This window comes from Brevibacillus aydinogluensis (genome assembly GCF_961514395.1).
Classification (GTDB): domain Bacteria; phylum Bacillota; class Bacilli; order Brevibacillales; family Brevibacillaceae; genus Brevibacillus; species Brevibacillus aydinogluensis.
The window spans coordinates 827266-839292 of the sequence record NZ_OY569118.1; the positions used below are offsets into that span (position 1 = coordinate 827266).

A 12027-nucleotide genomic window follows, 5' to 3' on the forward strand; every position below is an offset into this window, starting at 1 on the left:
GAGCAGCTTGTTGTACAGGAGGAGTGTTGTTTGAAAGCATATGGGAAATGGATCGGCGGGATCATCTCCTGCCTGGCAGCCGTGGCGGTGACGGCCTGCGGCGCGGACGTTGCCCAACCCGATGTCGGCTCTGAGACGCAGGCCATTGCCGGTCAGGCGGCTCCCGTCTATCCCGACAGACAGATTGAGTACGTGGTTCCCTATTCCGCCGGGGGCGGGGTAGATCTGGTTGCCCGGGCTGCGGCAGATTATTTGAGCAAAGAGTGGGGGCAGCCGGTCGTCGTCGTCAACAAACCGGGGGGCGGCGGCACGGTCGGGGCGCAGTACGCTCTGAAACAGGCGAAAAACGACGGCTACACGGCGCTGGCCGTCAACGTTTCCAACACGTCCATGCTGTCGGCGGGGATGAAACAGCCCCTGATCACCAATGAGGACCAGGTGTACGCCGCCCGGATCGGAAAAGGGACGCTGGCGTTCGCGGTCAAGGCAGATGCGCCGTGGAAGGACTTCGCCGAATTCTCCCAATGGGTGAAACAGCACCCGGAACAGTTGACCTGGACCTCCGTCGGACCTGCCGGATTTTCCGCATTCGGTGTGGCGGAATGGATGGACGCGATCGGGGCTGATTTTACCAAGACCCGGATGATTGTGACGAAGGGCGCGTCCGATTCACTGCCCAAAGTGGCGGGAGGACACGCGATCCTCGCTGTCCATACTGTCGGCGAGATCAATCCCATGCTCCAGGCAAAGAAAGTGAGGATTCTCGCGGTGTCCGGCAGCGAGCGCAGCCCGTTTCTCCCCGACGTTCCCACCGCCGAAGAGCAGGGAGTAAAAGGGCTGACCGTGTTCTGGTGGACCGGGGTCTCTTTTCCCAAGGGGACACCCGACTACGTGATCAACAAGTGGGAAGAAGCCGTGGCGAAAATGGTGAACGACCCCGCATTTGTGAAAAAGCTGCACGGCATACAGGTGGAGCCGGACTATGCCGACTCGGCCCAGTTTACGCAGGATGTGGCGAAGGAAACCGGGTATTACGTCGAGCTGGCTGAAAAGCGCAATATGCGAAAATGATGATGGGCGACATGGCAGTTTCGTCCCCATGCTGCGGGGCCGGTCCCATCCCGGGTGGCCAGCGCCATGCCGGAGTGCAGGGAATGAGCTGTTACGGCAACAGCCATATCCCTCACTCCCTTTGCTCGTGCCAAAAACATACTTGACAGGTATGAATAGTTGGAATAGACTGTATCGTAAGCAACGACACCGGGTTCAAAAAATAAAACATCCGCAGCCGATCAGTCAACTGAAGGCTCCTGCCTGTTTGCTCTGATGCAAGCATGTGGGAGCCTTTTTGTTGATACTCCACATTTGATGAGAGGAGGAAACCCGTGCTGACACTCACAGATTCACGGAAAAACCCGCGGACCCGTGCTGCTGCCGCTTTTCTCGCAGGACTGTTTCTGGCGGCCGCCTTTCTGACCGGCTGCTCCGGGGACAGCCGCGAAAGCGCGGGGCAGGCCGCTGCCCAATCGGAAGAAACGGCGAAGGTCCTGCGCATTGGCTACCAGAAAGGGGATCCGCTGAACATCGTTAAAGAGCGCGGCACCCTGGAAAAACGATTGAAGGAACGGGGATACGACGTGACCTGGCACGTGTTTCCGGCCGGTCCTCCGCTGCTGGAAGCGCTAAGCTCGGGCAATCTTGACGTCGGGCGAACAGGCGATTCTCCTCCCGTGTTTGCCCAGGCGGCAGGCTCTCCCCTGGTGTACGTGGCTGCGGGCAAGGCAAAGTCCGAAGGCTCTGCGATCCTCGTCAAACATGAGTCCAGCATACGCACGCTGGCCGACTTGAAAGGGAAGAACATCGGCCTGGCCAAGGGGTCCAGCGCTCATTACCTGCTGGTGAAGGCGCTGGAAAAGGCCAACCTCCAGTACAGCGACGTGACCCTGTCGTTTTTGTCCCCGGCCGATGCACGCATTGCGTTTGAGCAGGGAAAAATCGACGCGTGGGTAGTGTGGGACCCCTATTTCGCCGACATCGAGATCACCGGCAAGGTCCGGGTGCTGGCCAACGGCGTAGGCCTGGCGGAGGACCGCGATTTCTACCTCGCCTCCAAACGCTTTGCCGAGGAGCATGGCGACATAATCCACGTATTGCTCGAAGAAGTGGAGCACGTGAGCGCGTGGGCCAACGAACATCCCAAGGAAGTGGCCCAGCTGCTGGCGCCGCTGTTGAAAATCGACGCAGCCGCGCTGGAGAAGGCGGCGAAACGCAGAGAGTACGGGCTTCAGCCGATTGACGACGTCATTGTGAAAGGGCAGCAGGAAATAGCTGATACGTATTTCGCCCTGAAGCTGATTCCGCAAAACATTTCCGTCCAGGAAGCAATTTATCGACCAGCACGGTAAGAGAAAGGGAGTGGGCTCATGGAAGTCTTTTGGTTTATACCGACTCACGGGGATGGCCGTTATCTGGGAACATCCGTAGGGGGGCGTCCCGTCACGTTCAACTATTTGCGTCAGATCGCCCAGGCGGCGGATGAGCTGGGGTTCAGCGGTGCCCTGCTGCCTACGGGACGGTCATGCGAGGACGCGTGGGTGGTGGCATCTTCCCTGATCGCGGCCACCCGGCAGATGAAGTTTCTCGTGGCAGTTCGGCCCGGGATTGTTTCTCCTGCGGCGGCAGCCCGCATGGCGGCCACCCTCGACCGCTTTTCCGACGGCCGTCTGTTAATCAACGTGGTGACGGGCGGCGACCCGGTCGAGCTGGCCGGGGACGGTCTCCATCTGTCCCATGATGACCGTTACGCATTGACGGATGAATTTCTCACCATTTGGCGCTCGTTGTTAAGAGGAGAACAGGTCAATTTTCAAGGTGAGTATCTGCATGTGAAAAATGGGCGTCTGCTGTTTCCCCCGTTCCAAAAACCGTATCCGCCGCTGTACTTTGGCGGTTCGTCCGAGGCGGCGCTCAAAGTGGCGGCCGAACACGTGGATGTGTATCTCACATGGGGAGAGCCGCCGCAGCAGGTGGCGGAAAAAATCAGGAAGGTGCGCGCGCTGGCGGAAGCAAACGGGCGTACCGTCCGATTTGGCATCCGCCTGCACGTGATCGTCCGGGAAACGGAACGGGAAGCGTGGGACGCCGCCGAACAGCTGATCAAGCACCTGGATGAAGAAACGATCCGCACGGCGCAGCAAGCGCTCGCCAACTACGACTCCGAAGGTCAAAAGCGGATGATTCGGCTGCACAACGGCAACCGCAGCGATCTGGAGATCAGCCCCAACCTGTGGGCCGGCATCGGTCTGGTCAGAGGCGGGGCGGGGACCGCGCTCGTGGGCGACCCGCAGACTGTCGCCGCCCGCATGTTGGAGTACGCCGAGCTTGGCATCGAGACGTTTATCTTTTCCGGCTATCCCCACCTGGAAGAGGCGTATCGAGTAGCGGAACTGCTGTTTCCGCATCTGCCGCTGGCGAATCGAACGCCGGAAGCTCCGGCTGGTGAAATCATCGGCAATGACCGTTTTCCCGAGAAAAAGTCTCGTCCCGGAGCGTGGTCGCCCATGGCTGACATCATCTTGGGCCCGGGAGGAGATTCGCCATGCGTTTGACGTTGAAAACACGCGGCCTGGCGCACGTAATTCCCTGGAGCATTCCGCTTCTGGTCATTCTCGTGTGGCAGGTGCTCGGCGACTGGGGGATCATCTCTACGCGCGTTCTGCCGACGCCCGTCCATGTAGTGGAGGCGGCGGTGCAATTGGTTCAGGACGGGGAACTGTTTGACTATATAGCAGCCAGTGCCAAGCGGGCTCTGATCGGCTTTTTGATCGGCGGCGGCCTCGGCTTTTTCCTGGGGTTGCTCAACGGGGTGTTTCCCCCTGCCGAAAAGCTGCTGGACACATCGGTGCAGATGGTGCGCACGATTCCTCATCTGGCCTTGATCCCGCTGGTGATCCTGTGGTTCGGGATCGGAGAGGAAGCAAAACTGGTTCTCGTCGCGCTGGGCGTCTTGTTTCCCATTTACGTCAACACCTTTCACGGCATCCGCACAGTAGATCACGGTCTGCTGGAAATGGGCAGGGTATACGGGCTGAGCGGATTCGCTCTGTTCTGGAACGTCATCCTGCCGGGGGCGCTTCCCTCCATCCTGGTAGGGGTCCGCTACGCACTCGGAGTCATGTGGATGTCGCTGATCGTGGCGGAAACGATCGCCTCCGATTCCGGCATCGGCTACATGGCCACCAATGCCCGTGAGTTCATGCAGATGGATGTCGTCGTGCTGAGCATACTCTTGTACGCGCTGTTGGGCAAACTGTCCGACAGCATCGCAAAGGCGATCGAAGGAAGGTGGCTGCAGTGGCATCCGAGCTACAGCAAGCGGTGATCCGGCGTGGGGGTGATGGTATGAATGCGAATTACGGCATGTCACTCGATGTGCAGGATGTGGGCAAGGCTTTTGGCGCCACCCGGGTGCTGCGGCAGGTGCGGCTTGCGATGCAGCCCGGCGAATTCGTCGCCGTCGTCGGGCGGAGCGGATGCGGAAAAAGCACGCTGCTGCGGATGATTGCCGGCCTGGACCAGCCGACGGAAGGACAGATTTACGTGGATCGCCAGCCCCTCTACGGCCTGCACCCGGAGGTGCGCATCATGTTTCAGGACTCCAGACTGCTCCCCTGGAAAAAGGTCATCGACAACGTGGCGCTCGGGATCAGGGCGGGAGCGAAGCGGACAGCGGAAGAAGCGCTGCGTCTTGTCGGTCTGTCCGAACGCGCCGGCGAATGGCCCCGCGTCCTGTCCGGCGGGCAGCGGCAGCGCGTCGCACTGGCCCGCGCCTTGGCGGGAGAGCCCCGGCTGCTTCTGCTGGATGAGCCGTTGGGCGCGCTGGATGCGCTGACCCGGATCGAGATGCAGCGGTTGATCGAAAAGCTGTGGCTGGAACAGGGATTCTCCGCCATTTTGGTGACGCACGACGTGAGCGAAGCAGTCGCCCTGGCCGACCGTGTGGTTCTCCTGGAAGAGGGAAAGGTGGCGATGGACATCAAGATCAACCTGGCCCGGCCCCGGGTGAAGGACAACGGTTTTGCCCACTATGAGCGGGTGATTCTGGACAGAATCCTGGGTGCGCGGGTAGAGGAGCCGTTTTTCGCCAACAATCAAGCGCATGCCTACTCCATCTGAGCATGATCCGGTGCGGATCGGACGCGGTCCGGTGCGAACAGCCGGATTCGCCCAAAGCGTTGCCGCGCTTTTGGCCCTGTACAACAGACGTTCCCGTTCCCTGCTATGGGGAGGCGCAACTGCAAAAATGAGCAGATCACCAAGCTGCCAGGCTTCAAGGTGATCTGCTTTTTTTATGGGATTGCGGCGATATTGCCTTTGCTGCAAGAAAACCTTGAAGATTAGGAAACATTTGCTAACACAAAGGCGTTACAATATATGGGAGTAATTAGTGGGGGGGGAAAAGCCGATGAAAAAACTGGTGATTTCTCTGTCCGCAGTGGTTCTGGCATGCTCTGCATGGGTGTTTTATTCTTTCGCAACGGAAGAGAAATCTGACATATTTCGTTCACTCAGCGCAGAGCTGAAGGAGATCCAAGCCACAAAAGACAGATACATTGCCCAGGTTGAACATATCGGCATCACGAGCGGGGAGTTTCAGACCTACAAGGCGTACATGCGGGCCAATCAACAACTCAATAACCGTAAAGATGAATTGTCCGACAGTGAGTTGTTAAAAGATTTGATCATCGAAAAGTTGCTGCTGCTGGAGGCTGAAAAGCAAGGGGTAGCGGTCAGTCTGGAGCAGGCCAGAGCGTATTCCGACGAGATGAGACACATTCTGGAAAGTACAGCCGATGAAAAAGCAAAAGCGTTTCAGCAGCAGGTCATAGCCCTGACCGGTCTGCGTGAAGATGAATACTGGGAGAAGCATGCTCCGGAAGCGTACAAAAGCCAGCTCAGCATCGAACATTTGCTGAATAAACTCGTCCAAGACGGGGTACTGCCAAATGCCTCTGGAGACCCTGAGTCCTTTCAAACGGCATGGAAATCTTACAAGGACAAATTGTATGAGAGCCGCTCGGAACAGGTGAAGATTTTTATCGATGACATCCAGTGAAACGGCCAGATTTCCCTGCCCGCGCGTTTTGAAGCGGACACTGCCACCTTCTTTGCTGGTCGTCAAGAGAGCGAGCGGGCCCGATCACCCATGCGCGACGGACTTTGTCTACACGCTGAGGCACAGCATCCAAACAGGAAGCTGTGCCTTTTGTCTGTCCGGCGTCCGGCTACGGGCGGATTTTCACCGGCGTTCCGATCGGCACCCGTTTGGCCAGGTACTCCACGTCCCGGTTGTGCATGCGGATGCAGGCGCGGGAGACGTACTTGCCGATCGAGGCCGGGTTGTTGGTGCCGTGGATGCCGTAATGAGGCTTGCTCAGCCCCAGCCAGTAGGTGCCGAACACGCTGAGCGGGCCGCCCGGGTAGGAGTTTGGGTACGGGACTTTGTTGATGATGGTAAAGTCGCCGCGCGGCGTGGCGGTGGCGATTTTGCCCAACCCGACGTGAAACGAGCGGACCAGGCGCTGACCGCCAGATGCGCATGTACCCCAATACGAATGTTCATTTCAAGAGATGTTTTGTCAGATTTTTTGCACAAATGATTGGACAGGTTGTCAGAACATGAAGTCTATATTTTCTCATATATTTAAATTCATAGAATTATTAGACATATTAACCGAGGGGGTACACATCATGAGACGTAAAAAGCGCGCGTCCATCCTCATTCCGCTGCTTCTCGCTGCCGTTTCCATCGCCGGCTGCAGCCCGCAAAGCTCACCGTCCGGACAAGCCGGTCAAACTGGACAAGCCGGGGAGGCGGCTGGCGCGGGGAGCGGGTCGTCCGCCAACAGGATTTTGATTGCGACGCAAAGCCCCCTGTCCGGCTCTCAGTCAGCAGTCGGCGACTCGATCAAGACAGGGGCGGAGTACGCCCTGCGCTTGCAGCAGGACGAGTTCAAGCAGATGGGATTTGACCTGCAGTTGTATCCGCAGGACGACCAGGCCGATCCGAAAATTGGCGTGACCAATGCGGAGATGCTGGTCTCCAACCCGGATGTGCTCGGCGTGGTCGGCCATTTCAACACCGGTGTAGCCATCCCCGCCTCCGTGAAGTACGAGACGGGCAGCCTGGTGATGGTCTCACCCGCCAACAGCGGCGTGCAGCTGACGGAGGAAGGCAAAAAGACCGTACACCGGATCTGTGCCCGCGACGACGCGCAGGGGCCCAAAGGCGCCAAATACGCCAAGGAAACGCTCGGCGTCAAATCCGTCTTCCTGCTGCACGACAAAACGGCGTACGGGCAGGGGCTCGTCGACCAGGTGAAGGCCCAGTTTGAAAAGGACGGCGTGCAGGTGTTGGGCTATGAAGGTGTCAATCAGGGGGAGAAGGACTACAACTTTGTGATTAACCAGGTGGTGGCGAAAAACCCTGACATGATCTATTTTGGCGGCATTTATCCGGAGGCCGGAATCCTCGTCAAGCAGGCGCGGGAAAAAGGCTTCAAGGGGATCTTTATGGGCGGCGACGGCATCGACTCCCCCGATCTGATCAAGATCGCGGGACCGGAGGCGGCTGAAGGCGTGGTGTTCACCTCGCTGGCAGGGGACGTGAAGCAGACGGAAGAGGGGCGAAAATGGGCGGAGGAGTACGAAAAGGCGATGGGGAAAAAGCCGGAAACCTACTCCGTATACGCCTTTGACTCCATGAATGTGATCCTCAACGGCATCAAGCAGGCGATCAAGGCCAACGGCGGGAAAAAGCCGACCCGCGAGCAGGTGCTGGAGGCGGTTCACAACACAAAGGATTTTCAGGGGCAGTTCGTCAAGGTCTCGTTTGACGACAAAGGGGACAACGTATTTGCCGATGTGTTCATTTACAAATACGAGAAGGACAAGACGACCTTCCTGGGCAAGATCGAGTAGTGAGGAAAGCAGCCGATGTTCATTTGGAACATCGGCTTTTTTTCTGCCCGGGGGCGCTCCTGCTCCCGGAGGATGGCGAACAGCCCGGATCACGGCGATCCGGGCTGCGTATTCAGCGGTTCCATTCGTCTTGAAGCTGTTGATACTCTTCCGGGGTAAACAGGCTGGAGCGGGTGAGAAAGCGCACCCCTTCCGGCCCTTCCAGGGAAAACATGCCGCCGCGGCCTTCGACGACGTCGATCACGAGCCGTGTGTGCTTCCAGTATTCGTACTGGGCCCGGCTCATGTAGAAGGGACATCCGCCGATTTCACCCAACAGCACGTCACTGTCGCCAATGAGAAACTCTCCTGCCGGGTAGCACATCGGCGAACTGCCGTCGCAGCAGCCGCCCGATTGGTGAAACATCAGCGGGCCGTACTTGGCTTTAAGCCGTTCGATCAGCGCCAGCGCGGCGTCGGTAGCCAGCACCTTCTGCACGTTGGCCATCGTCTTCTCAAAAGAAGCCCAGCGCATCGGGGCTGTAGCTGACCAACAGGTTTTTCGTCTGCTGGTAGTGCTCCAGCATCATCTTGTGCGTTTCCCGTCCGATGCCGGACTGCTTGTACCCGCCGAACGCGGCGTGGGCGGGGTAAGCGTGGTAGCAGTTGGTCCAGACGCGACCGGCCTGAATGCCCCGGCCCATGCGGAAGGCTGTGTTGATGTCCCGCGTCCAGACACCGGCACCGAGGCCGTACAGCGTGTCATTGGCGATGGACAGCGCCTCTTCTTCGCTGGCAAACGTGGTCACAGCCACCACCGGACCGAAGATTTCCTCTTGGAAAATGCGCATCTTGTTGTGCCCCTTGAAGACGGTCGGCTGGATGTAGTAGCCGTTTTCCAGACCGCCGCCGAGCGACTGCCGTTCGCCGCCGGTCAGCAGTTCCGCGCCTTCCTGCTTGCCGATGTCGATGTAGGAGAGGATTTTTTCCATCTGTTCGGTAGAGGCCTGCGCGCCGATCATCGTCTCCGTGTCCAGCGGATTGCCCTGCTTGATCGCCTTGACACGGGCCAGCGCTCTTTCCATGAACGGCTCGTAGATCGATTCGTGGATCAGGGCGCGGGACGGGCATGTGCACACTTCCCCCTGGTTGAGCGCAAACAGCACGAATCCTTCGATCGCCTTGTTCAAAAACGCGTCGTCCTTGGCAAACACGTCGGGGAAGAAGATGTTGGGCGACTTGCCGCCCAGCTCCAGCGTGACGGGGATGATGTTCTGGGATGCGTACTGCATGATCAGGCGGCCCGTCGTCGTCTCTCCGGTGAAGGCGATCTTGGCGATGCGGCTGCTGGATGCGAGCGGCTTCCCGGCTTCCAGTCCGAAGCCGTTGACGACGTTCAGCACGCCCGGGGGCAACAGATCGCCGATCAACTCCAGAAGGACCAGGATGGAGGCGGGCGTCTGTTCAGCGGGCTTGATGACGACGCAGTTGCCTGCGGCCAGCGCCGGAGCCAGCTTCCAGGCGGCCATCAGCAGCGGGAAGTTCCACGGAATGATCTGGCCGACGACGCCGAGCGGCTCGTGGAAATGGTAGGCGACGGTATTGGCGTCGATCTCCGCCAGCGTTCCCTCCTGGGCGCGGATGCAGCCGGCGAAGTAGCGGAAATGGTCGATCGCCAGCGGCAAGTCGGCAGCCAGGGTCTCGCGGATGGGCTTGCCGTTGTCCCAGGTCTCCGCCACCGCCAGCATCTCCAGGTTGGCTTCCATCCGGTCGGCGATTTGGTTGAGCACGCGGGCGCGCTCCGCTGTAGACGTCCGGCCCCACGCGGCTTTGGCGGCATGGGCGGCATCCAGCGCCAGTTCGATGTCTTCGGCGGTGGAGCGGGGCACTTCGCAAAAGACCGCGCCGTTGACGGGGGAAACGTTTTCAAAATACTCCCCTTTTACAGGCGGGACCCACTGACCGCCAATGTAGTTTTCGTAGCGTTTCTTGAACGTCACCTTCGCGCCGTCCTGTCCGGGTTGCGCATAGATCATGGAATACCCCTCCTCATGAAAAATGTTGATGAATTTGTTGATGGCAGCTGCCTCTATCCATGTGCAAGGAAGATGCCAACTCCGTAATCTGCGTCGTTTTCAGGCGAAATGTGGAACATTGCTCCGGCTGCCTGTGCCATAATGGAACAGCGGTGCTCCAAAACGGAACATTTATAAGATTCGGACGATTATGGTACCATAGAAGTACGTAATGATCGGAAAGGAGGCCTATTGATGTTCGATCAGGTGTCTCTGTCAGACTTCCCGCCTGATGTTGCCTTGTCGTGGAAGCGCTCTCATGAACGCGGGCTCAAACCGGATGACAAGGCGGATGACCAGATTATTACCGGCACGCTGATCAAGGAACTGATCGACCGGCACCGCTCTCTGGTCAGCCATGCCGAAACGGTCTTTTCCAAGCTGTATCCGGTCATCCGGCAGTTTGGCTGCGTCGTCTTTTTGACCGACCGGGAGGGGACGATCCTGTATGCCAGCGGCGATGCTGAATTTGCCAACCGCGCCGCTCAGGTGCAGCTTCAGGTGGGCGCCAACTGGCACGAATCGAGAAAAGGAACGAACGCCATCGGAGTGGCGATCGAGGAGAAAAAGCCGGCGTTCGTAAGGGGAAGCGAGCATTATTTTGTGGAAAACCGCTTCCTCACCTGCGCTTCGGCCCCCTTGTACGGCAAAAACGGGGACTTTCTCGGGGTCATCAACATCAGCGGTCTGCACGACCGGTTCCACCCGGTGATTGCGACTTTTGCGCCGCTTGCCGCCGAACTGCTGCAAAACCGCTTCATGATCGAAGAGATGGAAAAGGAGCAGCTGATTACGCTGCGGCAGCTGGAAGCAGTGTCTGACCACCATCCGCTGCCGCTGCTGACGCTGGACGCCGACCGGCGCGTGACCGGCGCCAACCGGGCTGCCCTCCGCCTCCTGGGAGAAGATTGCCTCGGTCAAACCTTTTCGCCCAAATCCCACTTCCAGGTGATCCCGATCAAGGACGAGACACAGCGAGTCTACCGCTCTGTTGCGATCGGGACAAGCCATTCCAGGGAAAAGGCATCCCGGCAGGAGCGGGGCCCGTATACCTTTGCCGACATCTACGGAGAGTGTCCGGCCATCCTCCGGGCCAAGGAGCTGGCCCGAAAAGCGGCAGGGAGCTCGCTGGCCGTCCTGATCACCGGGGAGAGCGGGACCGGGAAGGAGCTGTTCGCCCAGGCGATCCATGCGGCCAGCGGACGGGGGCCGTTTGTGGCGGTCAACTGCAGTGCCATTCCTGACACCCTGATCGAGAGCGAACTGTTCGGATACGAGAAAGGAGCGTTTACCGGCGCGCAAAAAGAAGGGAGTCCGGGCAAGTTTGTCGCGGCCAACGGGGGAACGATCTTTCTCGACGAGATCGGAGACATGTCCCTCCGTGCACAGGCTGCGCTGCTCCGGGTGCTGCAGGAAAAAACGGTCACGCCCGTGGGCAGTGCCGTGGCCAGACGGGTGGACGTCCGCGTCATCGCCGCCACGCACCGGAACCTGCCGGCTGAGGTGCAGGCGGGCCGTTTTCGGGCTGATCTGTACTACCGGCTAAAAGGCATTATTCTGCATTTGCCCGCGCTGCGAGAGCGCAGTGATCTTCGACAATTGGCCGGACACCTTCTGCGCAAGCATGCAGACACGCCGGCAGAGCTGTCCCCGGAAGCGCTGGACAAGCTGTGCAGGCACTCCTGGCCCGGCAATATCCGGGAGCTGTTGGCCGTGCTTCAGCAAGCGTCGTTTCTGGCGGAGGGAGCAGTTATCAGGCCGGAGCACGTGATCATAGACGAGCCCGCCATGCGGGATGATGCGCCGACTTCGCTGCGCTGTCACGAACAAAAAGCGATCGAGGAGGCGCTGCTGGCGACCGGGGGTAACATCTCCCAGGCTGCCCGGCTGCTGCACATCGGCCGCAACACGCTGTACCGGAAGATCAAAAGCTACGGCATCCGGCTGGGCCCGGAAGCGGACAAAGGACACTTGCGGATGTGACAGCATTGTG

At 59.1% G+C, this 12027-nt stretch carries 11 protein-coding genes; 8 read left to right on the forward strand and 3 right to left on the reverse strand.

Going from position 1 to position 12027, the window contains the following annotated elements; all coding sequences use genetic code 11:
• The first annotated feature begins 30 nt into the window (after positions 1–30).
• From Q7F15_RS04020 to Q7F15_RS04045, 6 genes are all read left to right on the forward strand, one after another.
• On the forward strand, positions 31–1071 hold the full coding sequence (locus Q7F15_RS04020) for a tripartite tricarboxylate transporter substrate binding protein (protein ID WP_304415138.1): 1041 nt from the start codon (positions 31–33) through the stop codon (positions 1069–1071).
• 314 nt (positions 1072–1385) lie between these two features.
• Complete coding sequence (locus Q7F15_RS04025) at positions 1386–2405, forward strand: sulfonate ABC transporter substrate-binding protein (protein WP_171567484.1); 1020 nt, start codon at positions 1386–1388, stop codon at positions 2403–2405.
• An 18-nt stretch (positions 2406–2423) separates the two neighbouring features.
• The gene (gene ssuD, locus Q7F15_RS04030; RefSeq protein ID WP_304415139.1) at positions 2424–3608 is read left to right on the forward strand and encodes an FMNH2-dependent alkanesulfonate monooxygenase; all 1185 of its coding nucleotides are present in this window, start codon (positions 2424–2426) and stop codon (positions 3606–3608) included.
• The gene (gene ssuC, locus Q7F15_RS04035) at positions 3599–4381 is read left to right on the forward strand and encodes an aliphatic sulfonate ABC transporter permease SsuC (protein WP_304415140.1); all 783 of its coding nucleotides are present in this window, start codon (positions 3599–3601) and stop codon (positions 4379–4381) included. The genes ssuD and ssuC overlap by 10 nt, the downstream gene beginning before the upstream one ends.
• Positions 4382–4401: 20 nt before the next feature.
• A complete protein-coding gene (locus Q7F15_RS04040) occupies positions 4402–5175 on the forward strand; it encodes an ATP-binding cassette domain-containing protein (RefSeq protein ID WP_304415141.1) in 774 nt (257 codons plus the stop codon).
• A 289-nt stretch (positions 5176–5464) separates the two neighbouring features.
• On the forward strand, positions 5465–6115 hold the full coding sequence (locus Q7F15_RS04045) for a hypothetical protein (protein WP_230077345.1): 651 nt from the start codon (positions 5465–5467) through the stop codon (positions 6113–6115).
• A 169-nt stretch (positions 6116–6284) separates the two neighbouring features.
• Here Q7F15_RS04045 and Q7F15_RS04050 read toward each other — a convergent pair whose 3' ends face one another.
• Positions 6285–6578, reverse strand: a complete 294-nt coding sequence (locus Q7F15_RS04050) for a L,D-transpeptidase (protein WP_304415519.1) — start codon at positions 6576–6578, stop codon at positions 6285–6287.
• Positions 6579–6750: 172 nt separating this feature from the next.
• Between Q7F15_RS04050 and Q7F15_RS04055 the strand changes: the two genes are divergently transcribed.
• Positions 6751–7980 (forward strand): branched-chain amino acid ABC transporter substrate-binding protein, encoded by a 1230-nt coding sequence (locus Q7F15_RS04055; protein ID WP_171567489.1) that lies wholly within the window; start codon positions 6751–6753, stop codon positions 7978–7980.
• 112 nt (positions 7981–8092) lie between these two features.
• Here the strand turns inward: Q7F15_RS04055 and Q7F15_RS04060 are convergent, their stop codons facing one another.
• Together Q7F15_RS04060 and adh are read right to left on the reverse strand one after the other, a co-directional pair.
• Positions 8093–8467, reverse strand: coding sequence for a DUF779 domain-containing protein (locus Q7F15_RS04060; protein ID WP_171565876.1), 375 nt, complete (start codon positions 8465–8467; stop codon positions 8093–8095).
• 7 nt (positions 8468–8474) lie between these two features.
• On the reverse strand, positions 8475–9995 hold the full coding sequence (gene adh / locus Q7F15_RS04065) for an aldehyde dehydrogenase (protein ID WP_171565877.1): 1521 nt from the start codon (positions 9993–9995) through the stop codon (positions 8475–8477).
• Between the two features lie 234 nt (positions 9996–10229).
• Here adh and Q7F15_RS04070 point away from each other — a divergent pair, with 234 nt between their 5' ends.
• Entirely contained in the window at positions 10230–12017 is a 1788-nt protein-coding gene (locus Q7F15_RS04070) for a sigma-54-dependent Fis family transcriptional regulator (protein ID WP_212132112.1), read from the forward strand.
• Positions 12018–12027: the final 10 nt, after the last annotated feature.

What these genes read in the sequence shown, in the direction of transcription:
- ssuD (WP_304415139.1), top strand. Translation starts at nt 2,424, where the DNA reads ATGGAAGTCTTTTGGTTTATACCGACTCACGGGGATGGCCGTTATCTG.
- ssuC (WP_304415140.1), top strand. Translation starts at nt 3,599, where the DNA reads ATGCGTTTGACGTTGAAAACACGCGGCCTGGCGCACGTAATTCCCTGG.
- Q7F15_RS04040 (WP_304415141.1), top strand. Translation starts at nt 4,402, where the DNA reads ATGAATGCGAATTACGGCATGTCACTCGATGTGCAGGATGTGGGCAAG.
- Q7F15_RS04045 (WP_230077345.1), top strand. Translation starts at nt 5,465, where the DNA reads ATGAAAAAACTGGTGATTTCTCTGTCCGCAGTGGTTCTGGCATGCTCT.
- Q7F15_RS04055 (WP_171567489.1), top strand. Translation starts at nt 6,751, where the DNA reads ATGAGACGTAAAAAGCGCGCGTCCATCCTCATTCCGCTGCTTCTCGCT.
- Q7F15_RS04060 (WP_171565876.1), bottom strand. Translation starts at nt 8,467, where the DNA reads ATGGCCAACGTGCAGAAGGTGCTGGCTACCGACGCCGCGCTGGCGCTG.
- adh (WP_171565877.1), bottom strand. Translation starts at nt 9,995, where the DNA reads ATGATCTATGCGCAACCCGGACAGGACGGCGCGAAGGTGACGTTCAAG.
- Q7F15_RS04070 (WP_212132112.1), top strand. Translation starts at nt 10,230, where the DNA reads ATGTTCGATCAGGTGTCTCTGTCAGACTTCCCGCCTGATGTTGCCTTG.